The 26437-nt window shown below is 65.9% G+C and carries 25 protein-coding genes and 1 tRNA gene; 10 read left to right on the top strand and 16 right to left on the bottom strand.

The window, feature by feature from the left end; genetic code table 11:
- Positions 1 to 81: 81 nt before the first annotated feature.
- From V5F61_RS10585 to V5F61_RS10575, 3 genes are read right to left on the bottom strand one after another with little or no spacing between them, the layout of a single operon-like run.
- On the bottom strand, positions 82 to 603 hold the full coding sequence (locus V5F61_RS10585; protein ID WP_393988390.1) for a chromate transporter: 522 nt from the start codon (positions 601 to 603) through the stop codon (positions 82 to 84).
- Positions 600 to 1214 (bottom strand): chromate transporter, encoded by a 615-nt coding sequence (locus V5F61_RS10580; RefSeq protein WP_393988389.1) that lies wholly within the window; start codon positions 1212 to 1214, stop codon positions 600 to 602. The genes V5F61_RS10585 and V5F61_RS10580 overlap by 4 nt, the downstream gene beginning before the upstream one ends.
- Positions 1207 to 2121, bottom strand: a complete 915-nt coding sequence (locus V5F61_RS10575; RefSeq protein WP_393988388.1) for a hypothetical protein — start codon at positions 2119 to 2121, stop codon at positions 1207 to 1209. Before V5F61_RS10575 ends, V5F61_RS10580 begins: the two co-directional genes overlap by 8 nt.
- 342 nt (positions 2122 to 2463) lie before the next feature.
- Here V5F61_RS10575 and eno point away from each other — a divergent pair, with 342 nt between their 5' ends.
- Positions 2464 to 3747, top strand: coding sequence for a phosphopyruvate hydratase (gene eno / locus V5F61_RS10570; RefSeq protein ID WP_393988387.1), 1284 nt, complete (start codon positions 2464 to 2466; stop codon positions 3745 to 3747).
- A gap of 92 nt (positions 3748 to 3839) precedes the next feature.
- Here the strand turns inward: eno and V5F61_RS10565 are convergent, their stop codons facing one another.
- The 5 genes from V5F61_RS10565 to hemB form a co-directional block, all read right to left on the bottom strand.
- The gene (locus tag V5F61_RS10565) at positions 3840 to 4523 is read right to left on the bottom strand and encodes a MarC family protein (RefSeq protein ID WP_393988386.1); all 684 of its coding nucleotides are present in this window, start codon (positions 4521 to 4523) and stop codon (positions 3840 to 3842) included.
- Positions 4524 to 4662: 139 nt separating this feature from the next.
- On the bottom strand, positions 4663 to 5412 hold the full coding sequence (locus V5F61_RS10560; protein ID WP_393988385.1) for an arginyltransferase: 750 nt from the start codon (positions 5410 to 5412) through the stop codon (positions 4663 to 4665).
- Between the two features lie 79 nt (positions 5413 to 5491).
- Complete coding sequence (locus V5F61_RS10555) at positions 5492 to 6046, bottom strand: RDD family protein (RefSeq protein ID WP_393988384.1); 555 nt, start codon at positions 6044 to 6046, stop codon at positions 5492 to 5494.
- Between the two features lie 66 nt (positions 6047 to 6112).
- Positions 6113 to 7366, bottom strand: coding sequence for a threonine ammonia-lyase (locus tag V5F61_RS10550; RefSeq protein ID WP_393988383.1), 1254 nt, complete (start codon positions 7364 to 7366; stop codon positions 6113 to 6115).
- 126 nt (positions 7367 to 7492) lie between these two features.
- Entirely contained in the window at positions 7493 to 8533 is a 1041-nt protein-coding gene (hemB, locus tag V5F61_RS10545; RefSeq protein ID WP_393988382.1) for a porphobilinogen synthase, read from the bottom strand.
- Positions 8534 to 8787: 254 nt separating this feature from the next.
- On the opposite strand from hemB, the gene V5F61_RS10540 reads away from it, so the two are divergent.
- Genes V5F61_RS10540 through V5F61_RS10530 form a run of 3 tightly spaced genes read left to right on the top strand, consistent with a single transcriptional unit; the run spans position 8788 to position 10998 of the window.
- A complete protein-coding gene (locus V5F61_RS10540; RefSeq protein WP_393988381.1) occupies positions 8788 to 9864 on the top strand; it encodes an enoyl-CoA hydratase/isomerase family protein in 1077 nt (358 codons plus the stop codon).
- Entirely contained in the window at positions 9861 to 10292 is a 432-nt protein-coding gene (locus V5F61_RS10535; RefSeq protein ID WP_393988380.1) for a DUF6163 family protein, read from the top strand. Before V5F61_RS10540 ends, V5F61_RS10535 begins: the two co-directional genes overlap by 4 nt.
- 28 nt (positions 10293 to 10320) lie before the next feature.
- Complete coding sequence (locus tag V5F61_RS10530) at positions 10321 to 10998, top strand: O-methyltransferase (RefSeq protein ID WP_393988379.1); 678 nt, start codon at positions 10321 to 10323, stop codon at positions 10996 to 10998.
- Positions 10999 to 11192: 194 nt separating this feature from the next.
- Here the strand turns inward: V5F61_RS10530 and V5F61_RS10525 are convergent, their stop codons facing one another.
- Positions 11193 to 11477, bottom strand: coding sequence for a helix-turn-helix domain-containing protein (locus V5F61_RS10525; protein ID WP_393988378.1), 285 nt, complete (start codon positions 11475 to 11477; stop codon positions 11193 to 11195).
- 212 nt (positions 11478 to 11689) lie between these two features.
- Between V5F61_RS10525 and V5F61_RS10520 the strand changes: the two genes are divergently transcribed.
- Complete coding sequence (locus tag V5F61_RS10520; protein ID WP_393988377.1) at positions 11690 to 14098, top strand: DUF3141 domain-containing protein; 2409 nt, start codon at positions 11690 to 11692, stop codon at positions 14096 to 14098.
- A 141-nt stretch (positions 14099 to 14239) separates the two neighbouring features.
- On the opposite strand, the gene V5F61_RS10515 is transcribed toward V5F61_RS10520, so the two are convergent.
- On the bottom strand, positions 14240 to 14935 hold the full coding sequence (locus tag V5F61_RS10515) for an SDR family NAD(P)-dependent oxidoreductase (RefSeq protein WP_393988376.1): 696 nt from the start codon (positions 14933 to 14935) through the stop codon (positions 14240 to 14242).
- 29 nt (positions 14936 to 14964) lie between these two features.
- Complete coding sequence (locus V5F61_RS10510; protein WP_393988375.1) at positions 14965 to 15297, bottom strand: Rieske 2Fe-2S domain-containing protein; 333 nt, start codon at positions 15295 to 15297, stop codon at positions 14965 to 14967.
- Between the two features lie 188 nt (positions 15298 to 15485).
- On the opposite strand from V5F61_RS10510, the gene V5F61_RS10505 reads away from it, so the two are divergent.
- The 4 genes from V5F61_RS10505 (at position 15486) to V5F61_RS10490 (ending at position 17897) form a co-directional block, all read left to right on the top strand.
- Positions 15486 to 16307 carry an indole-3-glycerol phosphate synthase TrpC gene (locus V5F61_RS10505; RefSeq protein ID WP_393988374.1) on the top strand — a complete coding sequence of 274 codons (822 nt, stop codon included), beginning with the start codon at positions 15486 to 15488 and terminating at the stop codon, positions 16305 to 16307.
- 95 nt (positions 16308 to 16402) lie between these two features.
- Positions 16403 to 16594 carry a hypothetical protein gene (locus V5F61_RS10500; protein ID WP_393988373.1) on the top strand — a complete coding sequence of 64 codons (192 nt, stop codon included), beginning with the start codon at positions 16403 to 16405 and terminating at the stop codon, positions 16592 to 16594.
- Between the two features lie 15 nt (positions 16595 to 16609).
- Positions 16610 to 17296, top strand: coding sequence for an alpha/beta hydrolase (locus V5F61_RS10495; RefSeq protein ID WP_393988372.1), 687 nt, complete (start codon positions 16610 to 16612; stop codon positions 17294 to 17296).
- Positions 17283 to 17897 (top strand): cysteine dioxygenase family protein, encoded by a 615-nt coding sequence (locus tag V5F61_RS10490; protein WP_393988371.1) that lies wholly within the window; start codon positions 17283 to 17285, stop codon positions 17895 to 17897. Before V5F61_RS10495 ends, V5F61_RS10490 begins: the two co-directional genes overlap by 14 nt.
- A 178-nt stretch (positions 17898 to 18075) precedes the next feature.
- On the opposite strand, the gene V5F61_RS10485 is transcribed toward V5F61_RS10490, so the two are convergent.
- Positions 18076 to 18267: a hypothetical protein gene (locus V5F61_RS10485; protein ID WP_234050439.1), complete on the bottom strand. Its 192-nt coding sequence runs from the start codon at positions 18265 to 18267 to the stop codon at positions 18076 to 18078.
- Positions 18268 to 18818: 551 nt separating this feature from the next.
- Complete coding sequence (locus tag V5F61_RS10480; protein ID WP_393988370.1) at positions 18819 to 19979, bottom strand: M20 aminoacylase family protein; 1161 nt, start codon at positions 19977 to 19979, stop codon at positions 18819 to 18821.
- A 129-nt stretch (positions 19980 to 20108) separates the two neighbouring features.
- Here V5F61_RS10480 and V5F61_RS10475 point away from each other — a divergent pair.
- Positions 20109 to 20184, top strand: a tRNA-Lys gene (locus V5F61_RS10475).
- A 103-nt stretch (positions 20185 to 20287) separates the two neighbouring features.
- On the opposite strand, the gene V5F61_RS10470 is transcribed toward V5F61_RS10475, so the two are convergent.
- The 3 genes from V5F61_RS10470 to V5F61_RS10460 all read right to left on the bottom strand — a co-directional run bounded on the left by V5F61_RS10470 (position 20288) and on the right by V5F61_RS10460 (position 26265).
- Positions 20288 to 23506, bottom strand: coding sequence for a hypothetical protein (locus V5F61_RS10470; RefSeq protein WP_393988369.1), 3219 nt, complete (start codon positions 23504 to 23506; stop codon positions 20288 to 20290).
- Between the two features lie 605 nt (positions 23507 to 24111).
- The gene (locus tag V5F61_RS10465; protein WP_393988368.1) at positions 24112 to 25476 is read right to left on the bottom strand and encodes a polysaccharide pyruvyl transferase family protein; all 1365 of its coding nucleotides are present in this window, start codon (positions 25474 to 25476) and stop codon (positions 24112 to 24114) included.
- A gap of 27 nt (positions 25477 to 25503) precedes the next feature.
- Positions 25504 to 26265 (bottom strand): glycosyltransferase, encoded by a 762-nt coding sequence (locus V5F61_RS10460; protein WP_393988367.1) that lies wholly within the window; start codon positions 26263 to 26265, stop codon positions 25504 to 25506.
- Positions 26266 to 26437: the final 172 nt, after the last annotated feature.

Here is a 26437-nt window from a genome sequence, read left to right as displayed (position 1 = left end):
GGCGCGGCGTGCCGCGCGTTCGCGCCTGTTCTAGAGCAGGATGACGCCGGCCCCAACCTTCCGCCTCCGCCGACGCCGTCGCTACCGGAAGATGAAGAAGCCCAGGGCCGCCGAAGCCGCGATCAGGGGCACCGGGTTCATCCGCGTCGCCAGCAGGATGCCGAACACACCCGCGGCCAGCATCGCGGCCTCCCAGCCGGTGACGGTACTCCTGGCGATGCTGATGGCGCCCGCCAGCAGCAGCCCGATGGAAACGGGCGCGAGCCCGCGCTGGATGGACGCACGCCACGGCCAGTGGTCCAGCCGCTTCCACAGCCGGCCCACCCACAGGGTGAAGAGCCCGGTGGGCAGGAAGAAGGCGAGCACCACCACCAGCGCGCCGAGGGGCCCCGCCACCCACTGCCCGATGCCGGCGATCATCATCATGTTGGGGCCGGGCGCCATCTGCCCCACTGAATACATGTGCACGAGCTGGGGAACGCTCATCCAATGGAAGGTGTTCACCACCAGCGTCTCCATCTCCGGAAACGCGGCCATGCCTCCGCCCACCGTGAGCAGGGAGAGGTAGGCGAAGACGGCGATAAGCGCGGGAATCTGGTTCACGGCCGCTGCCCCTCCGATGGCGGAAGGTGGCCCGGCCGGTACCAGAAGATGGCAAACGCACCCACCACGATCAGCACGGTCAGCACTGACAGGTGCAGCACGTTCACGCCGATCACCACCAGTCCCACGAAAAGGAAATCTGCCCACCGGGCCAGCATCTTGCGGCCAAGCTGGAAGGTCACGGAGAGAACCAGGCCGACGGCTGCTGCCGAGATCCCGTGCAGAGCGGCGCCGATGCCCGCATGGGTACCCTGCGAGGCCGCATAGGCGATGGCCGCCACCGTCATCATGAGCCCGCCCGGCAGGCAGATGCCGGCGAGCGCCACCGCCGCCCCCGCGGTGCCGCGCAGGCGGTCGCCCACCAGGATCGCCATGTTCGAGGCGTTGAGCCCCGGCAGGGTCTGGCAGATGGAGAGCAGTTCCACGAAGGTCTCGTCGGCGATCCATTTGCGGCGCCCCACGAGCCCCGATCGCAGATAAGCCACCACGCCCCCGCCGAAGCTGGTGGCGCCGATGACGAGGAAGCCGACGAAAATCTCGCGCAGCGTCACCGCTGGCACCGCGATGGCCCCCTGCGGAGCGGCGGCCGCATCCGGCTGGATCTCACTCATGGCTCTGCGGCGGGTTGCCCTTGAGGCGGTACACCGCCGCGGTCTTGGTGGTGCCGAGCAAAACCCAGTCCCTGGCCTCGTCCTGCAGGGCACGGAAGAAGGCGTCGCTGCGCTGGAGCGCCTTCGCGCTCAGGTCCTCGCGGCGCAGGTAGTGGACCTGATAGGCGAACTCCCCGACCAGCTGGAACTGCTCGCCCCGCGTGCGCCACACCGAGACATTGCAGGGCGCGATCATGCCCTTGCCGAAATCCAGCGTGCCGAGCTGCTGGAGCACTTCCTCCACTGCCGTGTGGTTCACCAGCTCCACATGCTCCCCGGAACTGCCGAGCAGCGGCTGAAGGGCCGGGAACACCCGGGTGAGGGTTTCCGGCGCTGTGGGGTCGGCGACGCCACGCGGATGATAGGGGAACTCCACATTGTGCGAGAACAGCGCACGCACCCCGCCCAGGCGGTTCTTGAGGGGGAGGATCTCCTCCTTGAACTTGATGCGGTAGCTGCCCGGAACCTGCGGCCGCACGTCGAGCGCTGCTGCGGTGTCGCGGTCCGGATGGCGGAACTTGAAGACGATCTCCGGATCGCCCACCGGGAAGCCGTCCTCGTAGGTGAAGCGGCGGCGCAGGATGAAGGCGTTGTTGTAGAGGCTGAAGTTCTTTGTATCGAGGAACAGCACCTCGCGAATCTGCGGCCTCAGCCCCTTGGCGGGGCGGGGGTCGAAATCCACGTCGTGCTGCTTGGCCACCCGCGCGACGATTTTCGCGAAATCGAAGAAGCTCTGGAGAGAGGTGAAGCGCAGGCCCTGGAGGATGATCTTCGCCTCCAGGTAATGCACATCATCGAAGGGATGCCCATCCGCATAAAGGCGCTCGGAGGCGTCCGGCCCTCCGGTCATGGTTTCGTCGCTGGTCACGGCCGCCCTCCCCAACTGCGTTTCCGCCGCTGCACAAGTGCTTATCAACCTGCGCGCGCAGGCTTCAAGCGGATTGTGGTGCGCCGGCCCATTGCGCCCGCTGCTGTGTCCGCGGGGCCTCGCGTTCCCATGCGCAAGGCTCCTTCACGCAGGGCGGGTGCGGGCGGCATTTTGGCGATACAAAGACGCGCCGAAATGATCTAGAAGCGGCGCGCCCGGCGCCTGCACGAAAATTTCGCTCCGGCGCCGCGTGGAATGGATCTGCGACGGATCGCTCGCGCGAAGGCGGAACTGCCGCCTTCCGGCATCCGGCGCATGCACGAGATGAGGGAAGGACCGTTCATGACCGCCATCGTCGACATCATCGGCCGGGAAATCCTGGACAGCCGGGGCAACCCGACGGTCGAGGTGGATGTGGTGCTGGAAGACGGCTCCATCGGCCGCGCCGCGGTGCCCTCGGGCGCCTCCACCGGCGCCCATGAGGCGGTGGAGCTGCGTGACGGTGACAAGGGCCGCTACCTGGGCAAGGGCGTGCTCCAGGCCGTGGATGCCGTCAACGGCGAGATCTACGACGCCATCGGCGGCTTCGAGGTCGAGGACCAGGCGAAGATCGACGCCACCCTGCTCGCCCTCGACGGTACGCCGAACAAGGCGCGCATCGGCGCGAACGCCATCCTGGGTGTTTCCCTCGCGGTGGCCAAGGCCGGTGCGCTCGCCAACAACCTGCCGCTGTACCGTTATGTAGGCGGCGTGAATGCACGCACGCTGCCCGTGCCGATGATGAACATCGTCAACGGCGGCGCCCATGCGGACAACCCGATCGATTTCCAGGAGTTCATGATCCTGCCGGCCGGCGCCGAATCGTTCGCCGAGGGCCTGCGCTGGGGCGCCGAGATCTTCCATACCTTGAAGAAGGGCCTGAAGGACGCGGGCCACAACACCAATGTGGGCGACGAGGGCGGTTTCGCCCCCAACCTCGCCTCCGCCGAGGCCGCGCTCGACTTCGTGCTCAAGGCCATCGAGAAGGCCGGCTTCAAGCCCGGGGAGGACGTCTATCTCGGCCTCGACTGCGCCTCCACCGAGTTCTTCAAGGACGGCGCCTACCGCTATGAGGGCGAGGGCAAGGTGCGCGACATCGAGGCCCAGGTGAAGTACCTGGCGGATCTCGTCGCCGCCTACCCCATCGTCACCATCGAGGACGGCATGGCCGAGGACGACTGGGCCGGCTGGAAGCTGCTCACCGACACCATCGGCTCCAGGTGCCAGCTGGTGGGCGACGACCTGTTCGTGACCAACGTGGAGCGCCTCTCGCGCGGCATCAAGACGGGCGTGGGCAATGCCATCCTGGTCAAGGTGAACCAGATCGGCTCCCTCACCGAGACCCTGGACGCGGTGGAGCTCGCCCACAAGAATGCCTATCGCGCCGTGATGTCCCACCGCTCGGGCGAGACGGAAGATTCAACCATCGCCGACCTCGCGGTGGCCACCAATTGCGGGCAGATCAAGACCGGCTCGCTGGCCCGTTCGGACCGCACCGCCAAGTACAACCAGCTGCTGCGCATCGAGCAGGAGCTGGGCGACACCGCCCGCTACGCCGGCAAGGCCGCGCTGAAGGCGCTGGCCTGATCGTTCCGAGCGCCCCGGCCCGTTTGGCGGGGCGCTACGGCGGGGGAATGGAAGGGGGGCTTCGGCTCCCCTTTTTCTTTGGGCGCGCGCCGTCAGGCTGCCGTCTGCAGATCCACGATCAGCTCGTGCAGGCCGAGCCAGACGATCTGAAGCCCGATGGCCAGCAGAATGAAGGCGAATAGGCGAATCAGCACGCTGGTGCCCGTGTGCCCCAGCACCCGCTCAATGGTGGGCGCCTCGCGGAAGCAGAAATAGACCGTGAGGGAGATGGCGAAGAGGCCCGCCAGCGCGCCGAGGATCTGGCCCATGATGTCAGGCAGGTCGTGGGCGGCGATGCTCGCCGGTCCCGCAGAAAGGGCGATGGCGGTGGCGATGGCGCCGGGCCCCACGGTGAGCGGCAGGGTGAGCGGATAGAACGCCTGGTCGAGCGCCTCGCTGTCGTCCAGTGCATTGTCGTCGGTCTGACTGGCGGTCTTGTCGGCGGGCTTGTCCTGCTGGTGCAGCATGCTCCAGCCCACCGATGCCACCACGATGCCGCCCGCCACCCGCAGCACCGGCAGCGTCACCCCGAAGAACAGCAGCACCTTGGCGCCGACCGCCATGGTGGCCACCAGCAGCAGGAAGCCGAAGATGGCCACCTTGCGCGCCACCAGCTCACGCGTCTGCGGCGAGCAGCGCTGCACGAACGTGAGAAAAATAGGCGCGCTGCCCAGCGGGTTCACGATGGGAAACAGGGCTGCATACACCGCCACGAACACATGGAAGAAAGCGGTCATTCCGTCCTCATGGCTCATTTCCCGGCGTGCGGGACGGAACTTTCCGCAGGGCTCAAGCCCAGGACCGCGCCGCGCCGCCTGCTCAGATCCGAATACCTGCGGGATTCGCTCCGCCCGAACAAGCGCCTGGGAGCACGCCTCACCCCTCGACGCGCTCCCAGCCGCTTGGCGAGAGGCGCTCCTGCGGCAGGAAGCGGCGCTTGTAGTCCATCTTGTGGGAACCCTGCACCCAGTAGCCGAGATAGACGTAGGGCAGGCCGAGTTCCCGCGCACGTGTCACATGGTCGAGGATGAGGAAGGTGCCCATAGAGCGGTGGGGCACCTGCGGATTGTAGAAGGAATAGACCATGGACAGTCCGTCGGAGAGGACGTCCGTCAGCGCCACCGCCATGAGATCTCCGGTGCCGCGCCCGAGGAACCGCGAATCGACGTTACGGTTGCGGTATTCCACGAGGCGGGTGTCCACGTGGGTGTCCTCCACCATCATGGCGTAGTCGAGCACGCTCATGTCGGCCATGCCGCCGTCGCCATGGCGGGTCGTCACGTAGGCGCGGAACAGGCTGTACTGCTCGGAGGTCGGGGATGGCGGACGCACTGCGCCGATGAGATCCGCATTGGTCGCCCGCACGCGCCGGAAGCTGCGCGTCTCGTGGAAATCCTCCACGCGGATGCGCACGGAGACACAGGCGCGGCAGCCCTCGCACGCCGGACGGTAGGCGATGGACTGGCTGCGGCGGAACCCCCCCTGGGTGAGCACGTCGTTCAAGACGGCCGCGCGCTCCCCCACAAGGTGCGTGAACACCTTCCGCTCCTCCCGGTCGGGGAGGTAGGGGCAGGGAGAGGGCGCCGTCAGATAGAATTGCGGCGTGTCGCGTGGGTGCTCGCTCACGATCCTCGATCCTAGCAGGGGGATAGGATCGCGTGAGCGCGGCAGCGCGTCAAAGGCCAAATGTGCGCTGGCGCCAATTTCATTGGACGCGCCGCAACATGCGGGCCCGCGCCTGCGTGTTCACCACCACCGTGCCGGACACGAAATCATGCAGCAGCCTGCGGCGGTCATTGAAGAGCGGCACCACCAGCACCAGTGGCGTGAGCGCGCTCAGCGACACCCAGAACAGCACTGCGTGCACCCCGCCAAGCAGCGAGTAGCAGGGCGCGCCGTACCAGGTACGCATCTCGATATCCATCAGCCGCATGCCCAGGGTGGCCGAGGCCGGCGACCCGAGGGTGATGGCATTGTAGGCAATGGCCCAGATGACGAAGGCCGGGCCCAGCAGCGGGAACAGCATCCACCCCAGGCTGAGCGTGACGATGCCGAACACGAAGATGAAGATGGCGAGGCCCACGATGGGGCCGAGGATCATCACCACATCGACGCAGAAGGCGATGAGCCGGCGCGAGAGCACGCCCTCGAAATATTCCGGCTGGGTCACCGGATCATAGGCGTGGGGCTTCGCCCCGCCGGCCGCGCCGAGATAGGGGTCGCGGTAGGCATCACGTTCGGCGTCGCTGGAATTGCTCATGGCGCGGCGGCTCCTTCTGCCATGAACGTGGGGCGTGGAGCCGGCCGTCGCAAGGGATGGCGCGTCTCACCAGTCCGCGCCGCCGGCTCCCAGCCGCTGCACCGGCAGGCCCTCGTCCTCCAGCGCCTGCTGGATCGCTTCGGCGTGGGCCTGGTCGCGCGTCTCCACCGTGAGGTCGAGCCGGGTGCCCTTGGCGGGAACATCGAGGAAGGTGCGGCGGTGGTGCACCTCCAGGATGTTGGCGCCAAGCCTGCCGAGCAGGGTGGAGATGCGCCCCAGCATGCCCGGCCGGTCCAGGATGGTGAGGCGGAAGGAGACGATGCGGCACTCCCGCTCCAGCTCGCGCAGCAGGATGCCGGCGATCATGCGCGGGTCGATATTGCCGCCGCACAGCACGAGGCCCACCGTCTTGCCCCTGAAGCGCTCCGGCTCGGTGAGCAGGGCGGCGAGGCCGGCGGCGCCGGCGCCCTCGGCCAGGGTCTTCTGGTGCATCAGAAAGGCGTTCACCGCCTGCTCCAGCGCCGCCTCTTCCACCAGCACGATGTTCGGCACCAGCGCGCGGATGATCCGGGAGGTCATGGCGCCGACGTTCCGCACCGCGATGCCCTCCGCCAGGGTGGGGCCGCCGCAGGGGCGGGCGACGCCGGTGAGCGCGCTCCACATGGCCGGGTAGAGCGCGGCTTCTACGCCGACGATCTCGGTGTGCGGCGAGCGTCCCGCGAAGGCGAGCGCCATGCCCGCCATCATGCCGCCGCCGCCGATGGGGACGACGACCGCATCCAGCTCCGGGCCGTCCTCCATCATCTCCAGGGCGATGGAGCCCTGGCCGGCGATCACGTCCCTGTCGTCGTAAGGGTGGACGAAAACCCGGCCCTCGGCCTGCGCGATGCGCTCGGCCTCGGCCTGTGCGTCCGCCACGGTCTCGCCGAAGAGGATGACGCGGGCGCCGAACGCCTGGGTGGCGCTCACTTTCACCTGGGGCGTGGTTTCCGGCATCACGATGGTGGTGGATATGCCGAGCCGCGCGCCGTGATAGGCCACCGCCTGCGCGTGGTTTCCGGCCGACATCGCGACCACCCCGCGCTCGGCCTCCTCCGGCGAAAGGCGGGAGAGCTTCACCAGGGCGCCGCGCTCCTTGAAGGAGGCGGTGACCTGGAAGTTCTCGTATTTCACCCAGACCTCGGCACCGGTGAGGGCGGAGAGGCGCGGCGCGCGCAGGGTGGGCGTGCGCAGGATGGCGCCGGCCAGCAGTGGGCGTGCAGCCTCCACATCCGCGAGGGTCACGGGCAGGTCCCAGGAAAGGGGAGCGGGCTGGGGCATCTGGCGTTCCTCCTCCGCCGTGCTGTGGCGGCGGTTGCGTCGGCCCCGTATGACACGGGTTGCACGGGGCCCGCGCCCGTTTTGCCGGCTCGCCGCAATGCTGTCCATCGCGGCGAGCGAGAAACCTCAACCCTGGGCGAGGCGCTCCGCCACGCGGGGCGCAAAATAGGTGAGGATGCCGTCCGCCCCCGCGCGCTTGAAGGCGGTGAGGCTCTCCAGCACGATGCGCTCGCCGTCCACCCAGCCGTTGCGGATGGCGCCCTCGATCATCGCGTACTCGCCGGAGACCTGATAGGCGAAGGTGGGCAGGCCGAAGGCCTCCTTCAGCCGCCAGACGATGTCGAGATAGGGCAGGCCGGGCTTCACCATGAGCATGTCGGCGCCCTCCTCCACGTCGAGCGCGGCCTCGCGCAGCGCTTCCAGGCCGTTGCCGGGGTCCATCTGATAGGTGCGCTTGTCGCCGGAGAGGGTCTTGGCGGTGCCGATGGCGTCGCGGAAGGGACCGTAGAAGGCAGAAGCGTACTTCGCGGCGTAGGACATGATCTGCACGTCGGTGAAGCCGGCGCCGTCGAGGCCGGCGCGGATGGCGCCAACGCGGCCGTCCATCATGTCGGAGGGGGCGATCACGTCGGCGCCGGCCTCGGCCTGCACCAGCGCCTGGCGCACCAGGATGTCCACCGTCTCGTCGTTGAGGATGCGTCCCTCTTCCAGGAGGCCGTCGTGGCCGTGGCTGGTGAACGGGTCGAGGGCGACGTCGGTGATGAGGCCGATCTCGGGCACCTCGGCCTTGATGGCGCGCAGGGTCTGGCACACAAGATTGTTCTCGTTCAGCGCCTCGCTGCCCAACGGGTCGCGCAGGTTCGGATCGACATAGGGAAAAAGGGCGAGCGCGGGAATCTTCAGCTTGGCCGCGCGTTCGGCGGCGCGCACCGCCTCGTCCACGGTGAGGCGTTCCACGCCGGGCATGGAGGCGATGGGCGCGCGGGTGGCTTTGCCCTCCATCACGAAGATCGGCCAAATCAAATCGTCGACGGAGAGGCTCGCCTCCCGCACCAGCCGGCGCGCCCAGTCGCTCTTGCGGTTGCGGCGGGGGCGCTGCACCAGGTCGAGCCGCGGGGTGGACGCGGTTTCCGGAACCGGATGGATGCGGGGCGAGGTGAAGGCCATGGCTCAGCTCTGTGTTGCTGTGGCTGCGTCCTTGACGGCGCGGAAGCGCCGTCGCAGCCGGGGTACGGATGGCGAACCTTATAGCGCCGGGCCCTCCGACCGGCGAGCCGCGCGGCGCGTCCCGATGTCTCACGATCGCGCGCGGAGTGCCCTCCGCTCAGGCCGAGAGCTTCGCCGGAGCGGCGTTGACGCTGGCCCCTGCCGCGTCTAACCCTCGCTCACCCGCATGTGGGCGGTTTCGAGAAGAGGCGCGCATGGAAACCCGGCCGGAACCCGAAGTCATCCTGGAGCGGAAGGGCGAGGCGGGCGTCATCACGCTCAACCGGCCGAAGGCGCTCAACGCGCTCAACCTGCCCATGGTGCGCGAGATCCTGCCGCGCCTGCGCGAATGGGCGAAGGACCCCGCAATCACCCGCGTCATCATCAAGGGCACGGGCGAGAAGGCGTTCTGCGCTGGCGGCGACGTGCGCACGCTCTACGATCTCGGCCGCGCTGGCCGCACCGCAGAGGCGCTCGACTTCTGGCGCGAGGAATATGTGCTGAACCATTATATTGGCACCTTTCCTAAGCCCTATGTCGCGCTGGTGGACGGCATCTGCATGGGCGGCGGCTTCGGCCTGTCAGCCCACGGCCCGCACCAGGTGGTGGGCGAGCGCTATCTCTTCGCCATGCCCGAGGTGAACATCGGCCTGTTCCCGGATGTGGGCGGCACCCATGTGCTGCCGCGCCTTCCCGGCGCATTCGGCGTGTTCCTGGCGCTGACGGGCACGCGCATCCGCGCGCCGGAGGCCGTCGCCTGTGGCCTTGCCACCGCATTCGTGCCTTCCGGCGCCTTCCGCGCGCTGGAGGAGGACCTGTGCGCTGGAGGGGATGTCGAGGCCACTATCGAGACCTACAAGGCCGAGCCGGCGCCGAGCGCCTTCGCCGACCGGGCGGAGATCATCGCCGACCTTTTCTCGCGCGGCAGCCTCGATGCAATTCTCTCCGCCCTGGAAGCAGCCGCGGCGGCCGGCGGGCCCTTCGCCGCATTCGCGGAGACTCTGGCGAAGGACCTGCGCACCAAGTCGCCCACCAGCCTCTCCATCGCCATGGAGCAGATGCGGCGCGGCCCTGCGCTCGACCTCGGCGAATGCCTGAAGGCGGAGTTCCGGGTGGTGACGCGCGTCGCCGCCGGGCACGACTTTTATGAAGGCGTGCGAGCCGTCCTGGTGGATCGCGACAACGCGCCCCGCTGGCAGCCAGCTTCCCTAGCGGAAGTCGACCCGCGCGCGATCGCGGCGCATTTCGATCCCATCCCCGACGAACTCCAGCTCCTGGCGCCCGGCGCATGAGCCACTACGACCCCATTGATGCTAGCGCCCGCGCCCATTGGGAGAGGCTCTCGCCCTGGCGGCGCCGGCTGTTCCTGTTCCTGCGCGGGGTCGCGGTCTTCCTGCTGATCGAGGGGGTCACGCACTGGGTGGTGATTCTTGGAATCGGGGAGGGCGTGCCCTCCTGGTTCGAGCAGTTGCCGGTGGCCGCTCAGGGGGCGGTGATCTGGGCCGCCATCATCGACCCCATCGCCGGGGTGGGGCTATGGCTGCGGGCCGGCTGGGCCATCGTGCTGTGGTTGATCGCGACCCTGACGCAGGCCGTGCTCGCCGCCTGGGCGCCCTCGGGCATGACGCCTCTGCTCCTGTTCACGCTGGTGGAGCTGGGGCTTGTCGTGGCCTATGCGGTGCTTTCAATCCGCGCCGCGCGGGAAAGTGACGAAACCTGACCGCAGAGCGGGAAAAAGGGGCTGCAACATGAGCGCGCAGGAACAGGCAGAGTGGACCGCTGTCGACGACTATCTCACGAGCCGCCTGCTGCCGCATGATCCGGTGCTGGCGGAAGCGCTGGAGACGAGCGCCGCCGCCGGCCTGCCGGCCATCGCTGTTTCGGCTGCCCAGGGCCAGATGCTTCATCTGTTCGCGCTCATGGTGGGCGCCCGCCGCATCCTGGAGATCGGCACGCTGGGGGGCTACAGCAGCCTCTTCCTGGCGCGCGCCCTGCCGGCGGACGGGCGGCTCGTGACCCTGGAGGCTGTGCCGCGCCACGCCGAGGTCGCGGCAGCGAATTTCGAGCGCGCCGGGCTCTCCCACCTCATCGACCTGCGCGTGGGCCCGGCGCTTGAGACGCTGCCGAAGCTCGAGGCTGAGGGGGCCGGGCCGTTCGATCTCGTCTTTATCGATGCCGACAAGCCGAGCAACACTGAATACCTGCGGTGGTCGCTGCGCCTCACGCGGCCGGGCAGCATCATCGTGTGCGATAATGTGGTGCGCAACGGCGCGGTGGTGGAGGCGAACAGCGCCGACGCCTCGGTCCAGGGCGTCCGCCGCTTCCTGGATGCGCTGGCCGGGGAACGGGGCCTGACGGCCACCGCCGTCCAGACGGTGGGCGCCAAGGGTTACGACGGATTCGCGCTGATCCGGGTGGGCGCCTGAAGGTTCAGGACCAGCTGCCGAGATAGGCCAGCACCGCCACGATGAGGATGATGGCGACCACGATGTAGTGGCGTGCCGCGATGTTGTGGAGAATCATGGGTCCGTCCGCTGTAATGGTCAGTCAGAAAAGCACAGGCGTGACCGAAGGGCACCCGGTTTCGGCACGCCGTCCCGGCTCGCGCGCGGTACCTGGCTCAATCGTCGTTGGAGGCGTTGAGCTCATCCGTGCGCAGGCCTTGCTCCAGCGGCACAAGCTGCACGCCGGGCGCGCCGCCGGTGGTGAAGACAATGCCTTCCTTCTCCAGGGCTTCGGCGAGCTGCGTGCGGGTGGGCGCGAGGACGGCAAGCTGGGCTTTGTCGGTTTCCACCACCTTCACCGTCGCCGCGGTCACGCCTGCTCGGCCGGCAAGATCCTTGCGGGCCCAGCCCAGGATGGCGCGCGCCGCCTTGATGTGTCGGCCGGAAAGCGTATCGTCCATGGGACGTCTCCTCATTCTTCCATTCTCCGCCGCATGATGGCGTCGGCCGGCGCGCCGCTGTCAACCATTGCGCGGAAAGGTAGCGCGCAAACGGCGATTGCCATCTTTATGCAATAGGCGCCGTCTAGTATTTTGCAGTGCAGTATTCTCCGGCAGCCCCGGCTGGAGAACGGCCGAACCGGAACACGCCGCCTTGCGGCGGGGAGGACCGCTTGAACGCTCAGCTCTCGCCCTCGAAGTTCACGAACCCGTTCTTCGCCAAAGTGACGGACGGCAACGCCTGGACCGCGCGCCAGCGCGCGCTGGCGCTCACGGCGCAGCTCTCGGAGCTGTCCACCATGAGCCAGCTCACCTCCAAGGCGGCGGGCCGCCACTTCATGAACATCTCCGCCACCCACGGCGAGCGCCTGCGGGAGACCTTCAACGAGCTGACGGCGCTGGTCGGCACCATCACCAACACCGAGCGTTCGCCCTCCGATCGCCTGAAGGACGCGCAGGCCTACTTCATCGACCGCGCCCAGCGCGCGGTGCTGACCTTCGACACCCTGCGCCAGCGCGGCGACAACTTCTTCGAGCATGAGGCCGCCGGCTGCCCGCCTGTGCTCATCTACGACTATGACGTCGCGATGGACGGGCGCTCCCTGCCGCGTCCGTGCAACTACGCGCTGCTGCGGATCAAGCCGCCGGCGGGCGTTGAAGTCTACCCGTGGAAGCGCCCCTACGTGATCATCGATCCGCGGGCGGGCCACGGCGCCGGCATCGGCGGCTTCAAGTCCGACAGCCAGGTGGGCGTGGCGCTGAAGGCCGGCCATCCCGTCTATTTCGTCAGCTTCAGCCGCAATCCCGAGCCGGGGCAGACCCTGGCGGACGTCTCGCGCGCCGAAGCCACCTTCGTGCGCTATGTGCAGGAGCAGCACCCCGAGGCGCCCAAGCCGGTGGTGATCGGCAATTGCCAGGGCGGCTGGGCGACCCTCATCCTGGGCGCGGCCAACCCGGACATCACCGGCCCGCTGGTGCTGAATGGCGCGCCGGTGGAAACCTGGTCGGGCGACGTGGGCCAGAACCCCATGCGCTACAACGCCGGCCTGCTCGGCGGCCAGATCAATCCCATGTTGTTCGCCGACTTTGGCGACGGCGTCTTCGACGGCGCCTGGCTGGTGTTGAACTTCGAGATGCTGAACCCGGGCCGCACTTGGTTCCGCAAGTATTACGACCTGTTCGAGAAGGTGGACACCGAGAGCGAGCGCTTCCTGGAGTTCGAGCGCTGGTGGAGCGGCTTCTTCCTGCTGAACGAGCCGGAGATCACCTGGATCGTGCGCGAGCTGTTCGTGGGCAACAAGCTTGCCCGCAACGAGGCGCGCCTGGAGCACGGTCGCGTGCTGGACGTGAAGCAGATCCGCTCGCCCATCATCGTTTTTGCCAGCCACGGCGACAACATCACGCCGGTGAAGCAGGCGATCAACTGGATCATCGACACTTACGCCGACGAGACCGAGATCCGCATCCGCGGTCAGCGCATCGTCTATATGGTGCATGACAAGGTGGGCCACCTCGGCATCTTCGTGTCGGCCTCCATCGCCAAGCGCGAGCACACTCAGGTGTCCTCGGTGCTGAAGACCATCGAGGCGCTGGCGCCCGGCCTCTACGAGATGACCATTGACGACATCCGTGGCGAGGGCCAGGACGCGCAGTTCACCGTCTCCTTCGCCGAGCGGAAGATGAGCGAGCTGCCCGGTTATGGCGACGGCCGCGAGGACGAGGTGCCCTTCGCCGCCGTGCAGCACATCTCCGAGCTGCAGGGCGAGCTCTACGACGTGTTCATGCGTCCGGCCGTCCAGGCCTCGGTGACGCGCGCCAGCGCCGAGGTCGGCCGCATGCTGCACCCGCTCCGCGTGCAGCGCGCCGCCCTTTCCTCGCGCAATCCCGCGGTGCTGCCCCTCGACGGCATGGCCAAGGTGGTGCGCGAAAGCCGCAAGCCCGTGGCGAAGGACAATCCCTTCGTGCTGGCCGAGAGGCTGATGGCCGACGCGTTCGAGCAGACGATCGACATCGTCCGCGATATCCGCGACGCCTGGTACGAAGTGACCTTCTACTCGATCTACACCACGCCCTTCATGCGGTGGTTCGGCCGGAACTATAATTTCGAGCGGACCCGCAAGACCAAGGAAGAGCTGGTGGGCCTGCCGGAGGTGCGCTCGGCGCTGCTGCACGTCAATTCGGGCGGTTTCGTCGAAGCGGTGATCCGCATGCTCATCCTGCTGGCGGAAGCGCGCGGCAACGTGCGGCGTGATCGCCTGGAGCGCTCGGCCAAGGTGCTCACGAAGGACGAGCCCTTCGTGTCGCTGCCGGTGGAGCGCAAGGCGGAGATCATTCACGAGCAGAGCCTGATCGTGGAGTATGCCCGCGACGCGGCCATCGAAGGCCTCGCCGAGATGCTGCGCACGCCGGAGGAGCGCCGCAAGGCGGCCGAGGTGGTGCAGTTCGTGCCCGGCCCGATCAACGAGATGGAGCCGCGCACTCTCGCCATGCTGCAGCGCATCCGGCAGGCGCTCGGCCTGGAACCCGCGACCACGGATGTGCTGCTCGATCCTCTGGAGATCACGGCCCAAGCCGCGCAGTGAGGTGGCCGGCGCGGCTTCGGCCGCGCCCCTCTCTTTGCCGGATCGGACGGCGTTCCGCTGAAATAAGAACGGCCCCGCGTGAGCGCGGGGCCGTTCTTATTTGGGGGTCTCACCACAGGTGGGACAGCGCCCCGTGTGGCCTCAGAACTTCTCGACCCAGGGGCGCAGATCCACCTCGAAGCTCCAGGCGGAACGGTGCTGGCGGTGGATGGCGAGATAGGTTTCGGCGATGGCCTCCGGCGCCAGCCATTTGTCGGTGGGGCCGGGCTCGCCCGGTGTCGCCCAGGAGGAGGAGATGCCGCCGTCGATGATGAAGTGCGCCACATGGATGTTGCGCGGGCCCAGCTCGCGGGCGAGGCTCTGCGCGAGACCACGCAGGGCGAATTTCTGCATGGCGAAGGGGATGGAATGGGGCATCCCCTTGATGCTCGCGGTCGCGCCGGTGAAAAAGATGGAGCCGGCGCCATGGGCCAGCATGCGCCGCGCGGCGGCCTGGGCGGTGAGAAAGCCGCCGAACGCGCCGACGGCATAGGCATCGAGCACCTCGCCGGGGTCCAGCTCCTCCACCGCGCCGCGATAGCGCGCGGCGGCGTTGAACACCACGAGGCCGGGCGTGCCGAGGCTGCGGTCCACGGCGGCGAACACGGCTTCGACATCCTGCGGGTTCTGCACGTCACCCGCCAGAGCGAGCGCACCGGTTTCGGCCGCGAGCGGCGCGAGCTTCTCCACATTGCGGGCGACAAGGGCGATGCGGAATCCCTCGTGCCGCAGGCGCCGGGCGAGCGCGGCGCTGAGGCCCTTGCCGGCCCCGACAATGACTGCGATGTCTTCGGTCACGGAGCTTCTCCCAAGCTGCGGGGGGCGCCTCAAGGGGCCGCGAACAGGGGCGAGACCCCTTCGGTGTCGATGTAGACGATGCCTTCCTCCACCTTCACGGGATACTCCGCAAGCGCGCTCTCCTGCGGCTCTACGGGGGCGCCGGAGGCAAGGTCCCAGGTCCAGTTGTGAACCGGGCAGGTGAGCACCCGGCCGTCGAAGGCCGCGTCGGAAAGCGGCATGTTGGTATGGGGGCAGACGCCCTGGAACGCCTTCAGCTCGCCATCGTCCGGCCAGGCGAGCACGATGAGCTGGCTGTCGGCGATGACGAGGCGCATGCCGCCCTCAGGCACGGTCTCAGCCTTGCAAACCCGTGTAAACATTTGAAAAATCTCACGTGAGGCTAAAATAGGCGTTCATATTGGCGCCGATTGCCGGCGCTGAAAAGCCCGCCGGTGCGGAAGGGCAGGCATGCGCGGCTGGCCAAGCGAGGCAAAATCTGTGACGCTTCCCCGCGGCGCAGCATTTTTCAAAAGCTTCCGCCAGCCCACCCCTTTCGGACATTTTATCCATGCCATTGCCGGAAAACAGCCGCATCAAGCCCTTCCTCATCCAGCGCAAGGACCAACTCACCAAGGCCAAGGCCCGCCGCTCGCTCGGCCAGATGCAGGGCAAGATCGGCGAAATGCCGCTCACCCTGGGGTTCCAGGGGGCGCTCACCGCGCGTTTCAAGGACGCTGGCGCGCCAGTGGTCATCGCTGAGCTGAAGGGCGGCTCGCCGTTCGAGCCCGAGCTGCGCCTCATGGTGCCCTACAAGGCGCTGGCCGAGGATTTCGAGGCGGTCGGCGCGGGCGCCCTTTCGGTCGCGGTGGAGCGCCAGTCGTTCCGGGGGTCGGCCTCCGACCTCGCGACGGTTCGTGGCGCCGTGGGCCTGCCTGTGATGGCGCAGGACATCATATTCGACGTCTACCAGATCCTCGAGGCGCGCCTTGCAGGAGCGGATGCCGTGGTGCTCTCCGCGGCCCTGCTCGGGGACAAACTCGCGGCATTCCGCGAGCGCGCGACAGCCATCGCGCTCGACGTGCTCGTGCAGGTCCACACGCGGGAGGAATTGGAGCTGGCCCTGGCGGCCGGCGCGGACTTCATCTGCGTTACCAGCCGCGACATTCACACCTTCGAGCTTGTGCCCGGCGCCTTCGAGGCGCTGCTGCCGCTGGTGCCTCCGCAGAAGGCGTTCGCGGTGGCGGAGGGGGGCCTTGCAAGCGCGGAGGAGCGCGCGCGCCTGGGCGCGCTCGGCGCAAAGGCCATGATCGTCGGCACCGCCCTGATGCGCGATGAGGACCCCGCCGGGGTGCTGGAGAAAATCCTGGGCGTCGAGGCTCCCCCGGCCTGAGCGAGGCGCGGGCGGCCGACCGTGTCTCGTGTCGGCGCCGCAGGCACGGCCATTGCTTGGGGATGGGCGGACTGCAGCGCGGAAGGAGACACGTCATGCCCTTGAAGGAAGAGGATATCCAGCCGGGCAAGTGCTACAAGACGAAGGGGGCGGAGAACTACAAGGTCATCTCCATCACGCGGGGGATTGTCACCTATCAGACATGGACCTCCCCCCTGCGCATCAACACCGGCATCAAGCCCTTCGCCGATGCCGTTTACAAGATCGTCCCCTGCCCGAATTCCTAAGCGTGGAGGAGGGTGATGAGCATGATCGCGGAGGGGCCCAAGATCGCCGCGCTGTCCTGTGGGAAGCCGGTGTACCTGGTCGTGCTGCTGCACGGGGAGGGGGACACGGGCGGCGTCATCCTGGACCATGCCCTCAATTGGGCGCCGGCCATGCCCAAGGCGGATTTTCTCGCCGCCGAGGCCCCTCTTCCAGGACCCGACGGTGAGGGACGGCAATGGTTCTCCGCCCCGGAGCCCCTCGCTTCGGAGGTGGGAGCCGCCCTGGATGCTTCCGCAACTGCGCTCAACAGCTTCCTCGATGCGGCGCTGGCAGCGCGCCGCCTGCCGGATTCCCATCTCGCCCTCGTGGGCTTTTCGCAGGGGGCGATGGTGGCGCTGTGCGCCGCGCTTCAACGGCCAAATCCTGTGGCCGCAGTGGCGTGCTTCGGTGGGGCGCTGCCCGCCGGTACCCCGGTGGAGGTGTCGGCGCGCCCCGAGGTTCTGATGATCCATGGCGAAGACGACCCCCTCGTTCCCTTTGCCGCCATGACCGCAACGAAGGAGCGCCTGAAGGCGGCGGGCGTGCCGGTGCGGAGCCTGCGCCGGCCCGGCCTCGGCCACGCCCTGGACGACGACGGCATCCTCGCTACGGGTGATTTCCTCGCGGCCAAGGTGCTCCACAAGCCCGCGCCAATGGAGGAGCACGACCATGACCACCACTGAGGGCGGGGAGACGCGCATGGCCACTCGGGTGCCGGAGGCGCTGCGGCGTTTCATATGGGACATCCAGTCCATGGTGGAACTGGCGGACGGACCACGCGAGATCCTCTTCATCGGGCGGGACCTGATGCGGCGTCTGGTGTCCGAGGAGGGCTGGCTGCCCGAGGCCTTCCGCACCGCCGGGGATGAGCCGCGCCTCTACGAGCTCTACCGGGACGGCATGGAGCGCTTCTGCATCGCAGCTTCGGTTTTCGGCCCGGGTCAGGAATGGCCGAGCTTCCGCGATGGCGTTTGGGAAATAAGTGGAGTGCTGGAGGGGGAGGTGCTGCGGCGCGAGCGGGCCGAGGGAGCCGCCCCGATCGAGCGCCGCTTATCCAGTGGGGCCGTGGAGACCGCACAGGGCACCGCCACCGTGAGCATGGCCAATGCCAGCCTGGAGGCAGGGGCCGTGGTCATCCACGTCCATGGCGGCGACATTGGGCGTATGACGCGCCAGCGGGTGGGGGCTGATGGGACCGCTCAGGACATGGTGAGCGGCTATGACAATCCGCCGGAAGCCCCCGCCTACGACATCCTCTCCATTCAGGCGGAGGTGGTTGACTGAGGGCGTTCGCTCCCGAGGAGGACGATGGCCCCTTTCCCCCGGTGGACGGTCGGGTGTCCGACATTCAACAGGATGTTTGGGCGTTTCCGGCTGGGCGGGGGAAGAGTCTTCCGGACCTTGGCAGGGGGAAGGGCGGACGGGCATGCGCCCATCCGCCGGAAAGGTCAGGCTTGAAAGCTTATTTCTTCACCTTGCGCAGCATCATCTCAATAGCTGTAACGGATTCCGAGACGTTGAGCCAGTTTTCCGCCTGCTCATCGTTCTTGAATTCGCGCCCGAGGTTGATAGGCTCGTCATGACCGTCCACATGGAGGAAGCAGGCCCACTTTCCGGTGGGAAGCTGATCCACCGTCACCTTGTAATCTGCCATAGTCAGATCCTTCGCCTTTGCTGTTCTACCCCGTGGGGGCGAACATCTGGTTTGGCGCCTCTCCGCGCGCGCGGCCCCGATGCAAATCGGTTGCCACATGCGGGGAGGTGGAAAGGGGAGATGGCAGGTTGGAGAGGGACTGTCGGCGCGCGCCACTTCGAAGGCTGCGCTGAGGCCCTATCGAGAAACGCGCGTGGTGGCTAAGGCAACACGCACAGGACAGGGCCGGTTGGGCAAACCCCATTTCACCGGTCGTCGCGGCGCACCGCTTGCGCGTCGCGCTGCAGCTTCAATGCAGGAGCCAAGCCATGCTCACGCCGCACAGTAGCGTCGTGATTGCGGCAGTGCGGATGACCTCCGCCGGTGATAAGGTAGACATGGTATTCTCACTGACGCTTAGGTTGCAATGTGCTTTAACCATAAGCCAGCAACGCGTCCACGCCTACTGTGTTCGGCAAGCGCGGACGATTTTCTGCAAATGGCAGGTACAATGCTGGGCGTTCTTCTCTTAACGCCGCTTTAAGGGCTGGTTTTATCCACTGGGCGGCACCTCAGGGCAGGGCGCGCTCCACCAGGCGCACCCAGAACGAAGACCCGAAGGCTATGGCTCCGTCAGCGAAGTCATAGGCGGGATGGTGCAGGCCTGCGGACGGCCCGTTGCCGAGGAACAGGTAGGCGCCGGGCTTCTGTTCCAGCATGAAGGCGAAGTCCTCCGCGGCCATCAGCGGCTCCGCGCCCGCGTTCACGGCATGATCGCCGCAGACCTCGCGGGCCACATCGGCGGCGAAGGCGACCTGAGCCGCGTGATTCTGGGTGACGGGATAGCCTTCGAGGAAGCGCACGCGGGCCTGCGCGCCGTAAGCGGAGGCCACGCCCTCGGCTATGGCGCGCACACGCGCCTTCACCTGAGCGCGCACATCGGGTGCGAGAGTGCGCGCCGTGCCGATGAGCCGCGCCAGGGGCGGCAGCACATTGTCCACCTCGCCCGCCTGGAACACGCTGATGGAAACCACGGCCGATTTCAACGGGTCCACGTTGCGCGCGGCCACTTGCTGCAGCGCCGTCACGACGGCGGCGCCGGTGAGCACCACGTCCACCCCCTCGTTGGGGCGGCCCGCATGGGCGCCGGAGCCGAGGATGTCGATCTCGATCCGGTCGGCCGAGGCCATGATGGGGCCCTCGCGCACTGCCATGCTGCCCACCGGCAGGCCCGGCAGGTTGTGAAGGCTGTAGACCTCGTCCACCGGAAAGCGGCGGAACAGCCCGTCGTCGATCATCGCCTTAGCCCCCGCACCGGCCTCTTCCGCCGGCTGGAAGATGAGCACCGCAGTGCCCGCGAAGGCCCGCGCCTCGGCGAGCTGGCGGGCCGCGCCAAGCAGCATGGCGGTGTGCCCGTCATGGCCGCAGGCATGCATGCGGCCGGGTGTGAGGGAGGCGTGCTCGGCTCCCGTCTCCTCCGTCACCGGCAAGGCGTCCATGTCGGCGCGCAGGCCGATCATCCGTCCGCCCTCGCCGCGGCCGCGGATGACGGCGACGACCCCGCTGCCGCCGATGCCCGTCACCACCTCGTCACAGCCGAACGCCCGCAGCTTCTCCGCCACGAAGCGGCTGGTCTGCGGCAGGTCGTATTCGAGCTCTGGATGGCTATGGAGATGCCGGCGCCATTGAACGATGTCTTCAACGCGCGCGGCGATGGAGTTGTTGAGCGGCATGCCGATCCCTGGCCGGAGGGGTTTGGCCGCCATGGTGCGCAAGCGCTTGGCTATGGTCAACGCCGGACACGATGTTCACAGGCCCGGCCTTGACCCTGACGCGCCGCCGGCCTAACCACTGCCAGGAGTGAGCCCGTAGCTCAGCCGGTAGAGCACGTGACTTTTAATCATGGGGTCTCGGGTTCGAATCCCGACGGGCTCACCATCCCCCTCGACAGTTTCTGGTCCGTTCGGCGGCGGTTTCACCGCCGCCGCGCTCCTTGCCGCTTTCGACATGGAGCGTTCGTTGTTTCAGGGCTGGGCGACCTTTATCCGAGACTCGCACCAAAGGCGTTCTTCAGCGCGTTCTGGCGCGACAAGACTTCATAAAGTGCCGTGCAGACCGTCCTGATGGAATCATCGTCGAGACTGAGGGTGTCACGCCAATCGTAGTGGTCGAGAAGCGTCAGGGCCGTCTTGAAGCATGCCTGCTGTGCGCGAATGAGCCCCAGCGTAGCCGCATTGCGCGGATCGGACGCAAAAACCGGAACAGCAAAATCCCCGATCAAGCGCATTTCCGCGACTTTGCCGTGATCGGTGTAGTTGCACATTTCGATGGTTGAGCAGTCCACCTCGGCAGCGCCCGGCGGAACGAGGCTATGAACCGTGCAGCTTCCCGATGACGAGGAGTTGAGCGCGCTGACGGCGATCGGCGCATGCTGGTGAATAAGGAAGACAGGCAGTTCCACCCCGCCCAGCTTCTGCGTGAGCTGAGCCCAGGAAGAGCCGGAACCGCAGAGATCTACGACGATAGCGTCCCCGTCGAGGAGTTGGCGTGCGTAGCTGAATTCGCCGCGAGAGGGCTGCGTTCTGGCGCTACGGCTGGTGTAGAAGCAGGTCGACGTGCGCTCAGCGCCTTTGCGTCGCGCCATCTCGTCGAACAGCAGGCGCCACATGTCGCAATCGGGGCTGGAGAACAGCACGGATCGCTTTCCGAGCTGGTCGCCGAGCCGCAGCAGCGACACGCTGGCGAGCAGCAATATGGGGAAATTCAAGCTTGCCTGCACGAGCTGGAGCTTGCGGGCCTGCTGATCCGGCGACCATGTCACCAGCCGGGTTTCACGGCACAGCTCTGCGAGCGACCGTAGGCCAAGGGATTTCAGCACGTCTTCGACAGTGCTCGGCTCGGCAAGGGTGGTGTGTCGGCTGCGAATGTGCAGGGAGGCCGGCACCGCAGCATTCGCATGCGCATCAGCCCCCAAATGCGTCTCGATCTCAAAGGTGCTTACCGCATGCCGCCAGATGTCGCCGGAGCTCTTCCCTGCGTTGGTCGCAACGAGACCGACCTTCTGGCATACGCCAGCCTTGTCGAGCAGCCGCTGGATAACCGGTGCGCTCAGATGGGTGTCGCAGATCAGGACGTCGCCATGCCGGACTTCCGCGAGATTTTCCGCGATTGGCAAGACCTGCTCAAGCTCGGTCTCGATTTCGATTGCCCTGATCTCCAGCGCGCGGGCGGCGTCGAGCTGGAGAGCCCGTGCGAGTTCATCGTAGATGATGGCGATGTCATAGGGGCTGCCGGCAACCGCGGCTTCTGCCTTCTTCCGGGCATCCGGGAAATCGGACATGCCGATGCGTCGCGCGACCAGCTCGAAAATCGCGGATGGCTCGATGCAGCGCCGCGCGATCAGCGTGTCGAAGAGGCCGAAAGTTCGCACGCGGGGCCGGCCCATCTCAAGGGCGGCGAGGGCTGCCGCGGGCATGCCATCTCCAGTCGGGGCTCCGATCCTAAAGGACGAAATATCAAGCTTGGCCGTGTTTGAGGGAGAAGCGGCCATGCTCTGTGCTCCTGTCGAGGCCGTCGCCCGGGGGGAGGAGGGGGGGACAGCGGGCTTGTCGCCTTTGGCAGGAGAAACGGCTGGCGCGCGTGTCCGGGCCGCCGCCGCCTCCTTGGCCCAATGTCGCTGCTCTCCGGGAATCGTGTTCGCCCCTTGGCCGCCAAGGCCGATAAGGCGAAGGATGTTCCGGCGGCGCGCCGGCGGCTGCGCCATGAGCCAGGCATGCATGGCCTCCTGGTCGGCAAAGGCGCGCGCCCCGGGCGGGGGAGTTTCTCCCAGCATTTCATATGTGGGAGCCCAAAGGCAGAGATAATCGACCGTCTGCTCGTTCATGCGCCCGCCGACCAGCCCGGAATTCTGCAGCACTTGATGGAAGACCTGGTCACCGGCGAGCGCGATTTCCCGTGGTTGCGTCGCGAAATGATGCAGCAGGTGGAATGAGCCGCGCAGGAAGAAAAAGCAGTTGGTGTCGATGTCGCGTTCGTCGCCGCGGATGGGCATGAGCGACCAGTCCGGCCGGCGATAGAAGCGCAGCCCGATGAGCCAGTCGCAATTGGGACCGATCTCCTGCGCCCGCGCAAGGCAAGCTTCCACGTGATGCGGCCGATACTGGTTGTCCGCATCAAGAAAGCAGAGCGCGTCCCAGTCTTCCGCCAGAGCAAGGAGGGCGCCGACCCCGCGGGGGGTATTTCCGTAGTCGCCGTGCGCCCGGTCCAGCTTGATGTGGCGCAGTCCGGTTTCGTCGATCCAATCCTGCGGGAATCCATCGGCCACCATCATGTGGCCGATGGTGGCAAGCCCTTTCGCCGCTGCGGTCTGCGCCGCGACAGAGGCCATGCAGGCCTCCAGCATGGCCCGGTCTTCCTTGTAATAGGCGCTGACGACCAGCACGCGCGGTATCTGCGGCCGGGCGGACGAGGGTTCCGCCATGCCTGGGGCGCGCGGGAAGGAAAAGCCGGTGAGGCGCGAGACGATGGTGCGCTCGCGATCGGTGAGAGTGTCTAGCCACCGGTCGACCTGCGAGGAATCCACGTTGGGCTTGGCGCCCTCCGGCGGCTTTTCACCAATGCCGCGGTAGATCGATTCCCACATGCATTGGTAGGCCACCGTCGGCTGTTGGATGACAGCCATCCTGAGCTTGGCCGCCTTCAGCGAGGCATAGAAGATCCGGTCTCCGATGGAAGCCATCGGGTGTGGCATGGAAGCGAAGCGGTGAAGCCAGGGAAAGGAGGAAGGCAGGAAGAAGAAACAGTTGGTGTCGACGTGGTGCTCGATGGGCTCGTCGGCCACCGGAAGCACGCTGCCGTCGGGCCGGCGCATGGTGCGCTGGGCGACCACATAGTCGACGCTGTCGCCGTACCTTGCCGCCAGTGCGAGACATGCCTCGATGTGGCCCGGCTCGAACCAATTGTCGGCGTCGCAATAGCAGATGCCGTCATAGTCCTCGACGATGCCAAGAAGCGTACCCACGCCGCGCGGGGTATTGCCATAGTCGGCATGGGCAAGATCCAGCCGGATGTGGCGTACCGCCTGGCCGTCGATCCAGTCCTGGGGAAAGCCGTCGGCGACCAGCATGTGATCGACAGCTGCGCCGGTGGCGGCCGCGGTCTGCTGGGCCACCGAGCGGATCGTCCGCTCGATGAGGGCCCGCTCCTCCTTGTAGTAGCTCGTCACCACAAGGACGCGCGGCTTCTTCCCCGTTTCGCTCACAGCGTGTTCTCCCAGACGAAATTTGGCGGTAGGCGAGACGCTCGGCCGGAGCGGTGCAAGGTGGCTTTGCCACCGGCAGTCCTACGCATCAAGGATGCGCGTGTGGAGCCACTGCAGGCCTGTCTGCGACAGTCCTCCGACATACGCGCCCCGGAGCACAAGCCGGGTGCGTCAGCACCGGTGGATGCGGCTTTGCCGCCGCCCGTAGAACTGCGCACACACGCAGAAACCGGCAGGCGCTTGCGCTCAGAACGCGCGCAAGAGGGCAATCCCATTCTCCAGGAGGTCGCGGGGCTCGTCCGCATCGGCCATCCGCCAGGCAAGATGATGCTTCGTGGTGGCAAGACCAAAGCAGACGTTGATTGCGCCAGGCTGACCAGCAGCCCCATCGGGATCGCGCCGCGCACATGCACGAACTCTCTGCGCCGGCACCGCTGGAGTTCCTCCTCCAGAGCGCCGGCGCAGAAAATCATGGCACAAGGGCACCTCGTCGCCATCCCGCGTTGCGGACCGCGCTATCGCTTCTCCACCACGCCCTAACGATACGGCCGTTGCGCGGTTGATGTTCCGCCTCTGGCCGCCCGGTGCCTTGCGGGATGCGGACTCTAGATCTCGATCTTCGCGAAATTCTCGAGCACCCGATCGATACGCTCGCGTGGCACCGTTTCACGCGCGGCACTTACCTGCGAAGCGCCCGCGAGCACACTGTGCAACCCAAAGAACCGGGCGTCGCCGAGGAGGTTTGCGTGCACGAATTTCACTCTGGTCCCCATGGCGCGGCAGGGCAACACGCAATGCAGGCGTGTCGTAACCACGAGGTCGGCGCTGCCGTAAAGCTCCAGCAACGCCTTGGCTAGGCCCAGACGTCGCCCGATATCGTCTCGATCCGCACCCTCGGGCAGGTCGTGACGCAGGCGGACGAAGTCCTTGATCTCCTCATCGGCAACTGCAACCGGAGGAATATAAGAACAGGTGTTTATATCTACCGCGAACCGCCCAGAGCTTTTCTTTTCGACCGGATCGAATCCGAGTGTCAGGCACCCGGTGAAATAGGCCGGCACCCCATGCTTCCGAAACATGTTCATGGTCGACTCGTCACGGCACCCTATAGGGCTATGACGAATAAAATATTCCTTATTTTGAATAATTAGGCGTTCATCTGCGCAATGAAAGCTAATGAATATGGGTATAATCGTTGGCGGCGGAGGAAATTTCGCGATATTATGCATAAACCAGCCGTTCATAATTACAAACAACGGCCCGCCATTATACTCGGACAACATTTCACGATTTATGCATTCAACTGTTTCAATGCCGCGCTTGCTCAGGAAGTGCATCGCGGCAAGCGTCTGAATGTCGTCACCAATATTTTCAGTGTTGGCCCAAATTACACCATAACGGCGCTCAACGTTGGACAGCTTTCGGTATACCGTTGTTTCATGTACACCGATAAAGGGAGAAAAATCCCTGTGGTATTTTTTTACAAAACCACTATCCCGATGATCGATCTCTACCGCCTCATAGTGATCGCGGAGGATTGTTTCCTCAAGGAAAAATTGCCCATTATAGATAACCAAAAGACCGCCCGGCTTGAGGCGCCTGTCTATGCTAAGAAGCGTTTTGTGGAAAGTCTCAAAATAATAAAGATCCTGCCGGTCAGGCCATCTGCACAGAACTGACATGCAAAAAATAAGATCGTAATCTGAATCCAGTTTTTCAGGATCGGAAAAATACTCTATATCTGGATCTGGATTGTTGCGTTGATTGCTATCTATAATTTCTCTGTCGATGTCAATTCCATGGATTGCGCTGTATGGAAAATATTTGTCGCGAAGCGTGCGCACCTCTTCACCAGTAGAGCAGCCGAAACTGAGAATCTTTGGCGAAGGCCCGAGCGCAGAAACCTCGCGAAATATTTCCGGCGTTCTATCGTATTTCGTCCAGTTGCTTTCCTGATTCTGTAGGTTCATCGATGCCGCCTGCGAGTTTATGAAATTTCAAAGATAGGTTCTGGCGAGGGTGTGCAGGATGCTGCCCTGCGGAAACTGGACATCATTTTTGTCGATGCCTGCCCGGCGCCACATCTCGTTGTAAAGGTGCAGGAATGCGGAACTTTCGGGGAGGCTCTCGCCCGGGCTCATCAGGGCCGAGGGGCAGTGCCACCAATCTATCGGATTGGCGAATTCCGGCGGCATGAGCTGAAATCCATGCTTTGGATATATGGAAACGATAGCGGTCAGCAGCGCCGGGCCGATTTCGGACCAGGTGACGTCGGATTTCGGGAACCGGTGCGTATAGGCGAGCGCGAGGTCGATCACGTTGCCAGCATGGGGCTGGGGGTTCGATAGCACGTTTCCATTGATACCCAGAGGCCCAGGCTGCCCTTGCTGCCCCTGCGTGCGCTCGGTCACCATGAAGGGTCCAGGCGGCACTGCGGAAGGCGGCCGCAGGGCGATCACGTCCGTGTCGGTGTACAGTCCACCGAAACGATTGAGGACGGCGTAGCGGAAATAATCGGAAAAGCCAGCATAGGAGCCGCGCGAATTCAGGAACACCCGCGATTCCGGAAGCACGTCGCGGGCATCACGAACGGCGACGCCAGTCGGGGCATTTTGCAATGCGCCGTAGGTCCAGATCGTCAGGTCCCAGCCCTGCGCGATGAACGAACGTGCGCACAAGATCTCCAGGCGCGACAAGTCACCATATGCCCAGAACATATGCGCCCTACGACTTTGCGTGGCTTCCGATAATGAGGTCATGAGGCTGGTTACTCCAGTCTAGAAATGCTTTTCCCTAACGCCACTCTTGCCCTGATCTCAGCGGCCGCCAGCCCGCTCTCCCGCGCTAGTCGATTGATACACCGATGGTATTTGACCACTTATCGAGGCTAGCGCCAGCGTGCGCAGGGGGCAAGAGGCGAACGCCTCCATC

The sequence above is a fragment of the Xanthobacter sediminis genome, from assembly GCF_043195015.1.
GTDB lineage: Bacteria > Pseudomonadota > Alphaproteobacteria > Rhizobiales > Xanthobacteraceae > Xanthobacter.
The sequence above is the reverse complement of the archived record's forward strand: the minus strand, read 5'-3'. Positions and strand labels throughout refer to the sequence as shown.

Bases quoted from the DNA above. Each gene is read 5' to 3' on its own strand.
- V5F61_RS10500 (WP_393988373.1), top strand. From the start codon at position 16,403: ATGCCCTTGAAGGAAGAGGATATCCAGCCGGGCAAGTGCTACAAGACG.
- V5F61_RS10525 (WP_393988378.1), bottom strand. From the start codon at position 11,477: ATGGACGATACGCTTTCCGGCCGACACATCAAGGCGGCGCGCGCCATC.
- V5F61_RS10535 (WP_393988380.1), top strand. From the start codon at position 9,861: ATGAGCCACTACGACCCCATTGATGCTAGCGCCCGCGCCCATTGGGAG.
- hemB (WP_393988382.1), bottom strand. From the start codon at position 8,533: ATGGCCTTCACCTCGCCCCGCATCCATCCGGTTCCGGAAACCGCGTCC.
- V5F61_RS10510 (WP_393988375.1), bottom strand. From the start codon at position 15,297: ATGTTTACACGGGTTTGCAAGGCTGAGACCGTGCCTGAGGGCGGCATG.
- V5F61_RS10485 (WP_234050439.1), bottom strand. From the start codon at position 18,267: ATGGCAGATTACAAGGTGACGGTGGATCAGCTTCCCACCGGAAAGTGG.
- V5F61_RS10490 (WP_393988371.1), top strand. From the start codon at position 17,283: ATGACCACCACTGAGGGCGGGGAGACGCGCATGGCCACTCGGGTGCCG.
- V5F61_RS10580 (WP_393988389.1), bottom strand. From the start codon at position 1,214: ATGAGTGAGATCCAGCCGGATGCGGCCGCCGCTCCGCAGGGGGCCATC.
- V5F61_RS10460 (WP_393988367.1), bottom strand. From the start codon at position 26,265: ATGACCTCATTATCGGAAGCCACGCAAAGTCGTAGGGCGCATATGTTC.
- V5F61_RS10480 (WP_393988370.1), bottom strand. From the start codon at position 19,979: ATGCCGCTCAACAACTCCATCGCCGCGCGCGTTGAAGACATCGTTCAA.
- V5F61_RS10555 (WP_393988384.1), bottom strand. From the start codon at position 6,046: ATGAGCAATTCCAGCGACGCCGAACGTGATGCCTACCGCGACCCCTAT.
- V5F61_RS10465 (WP_393988368.1), bottom strand. From the start codon at position 25,476: ATGAACCTACAGAATCAGGAAAGCAACTGGACGAAATACGATAGAACG.
- eno (WP_393988387.1), top strand. From the start codon at position 2,464: ATGACCGCCATCGTCGACATCATCGGCCGGGAAATCCTGGACAGCCGG.
- V5F61_RS10495 (WP_393988372.1), top strand. From the start codon at position 16,610: ATGAGCATGATCGCGGAGGGGCCCAAGATCGCCGCGCTGTCCTGTGGG.
- V5F61_RS10530 (WP_393988379.1), top strand. From the start codon at position 10,321: ATGAGCGCGCAGGAACAGGCAGAGTGGACCGCTGTCGACGACTATCTC.
- V5F61_RS10565 (WP_393988386.1), bottom strand. From the start codon at position 4,523: ATGACCGCTTTCTTCCATGTGTTCGTGGCGGTGTATGCAGCCCTGTTT.
- V5F61_RS10540 (WP_393988381.1), top strand. From the start codon at position 8,788: ATGGAAACCCGGCCGGAACCCGAAGTCATCCTGGAGCGGAAGGGCGAG.
- V5F61_RS10505 (WP_393988374.1), top strand. From the start codon at position 15,486: ATGCCATTGCCGGAAAACAGCCGCATCAAGCCCTTCCTCATCCAGCGC.
- V5F61_RS10550 (WP_393988383.1), bottom strand. From the start codon at position 7,366: ATGCCCCAGCCCGCTCCCCTTTCCTGGGACCTGCCCGTGACCCTCGCG.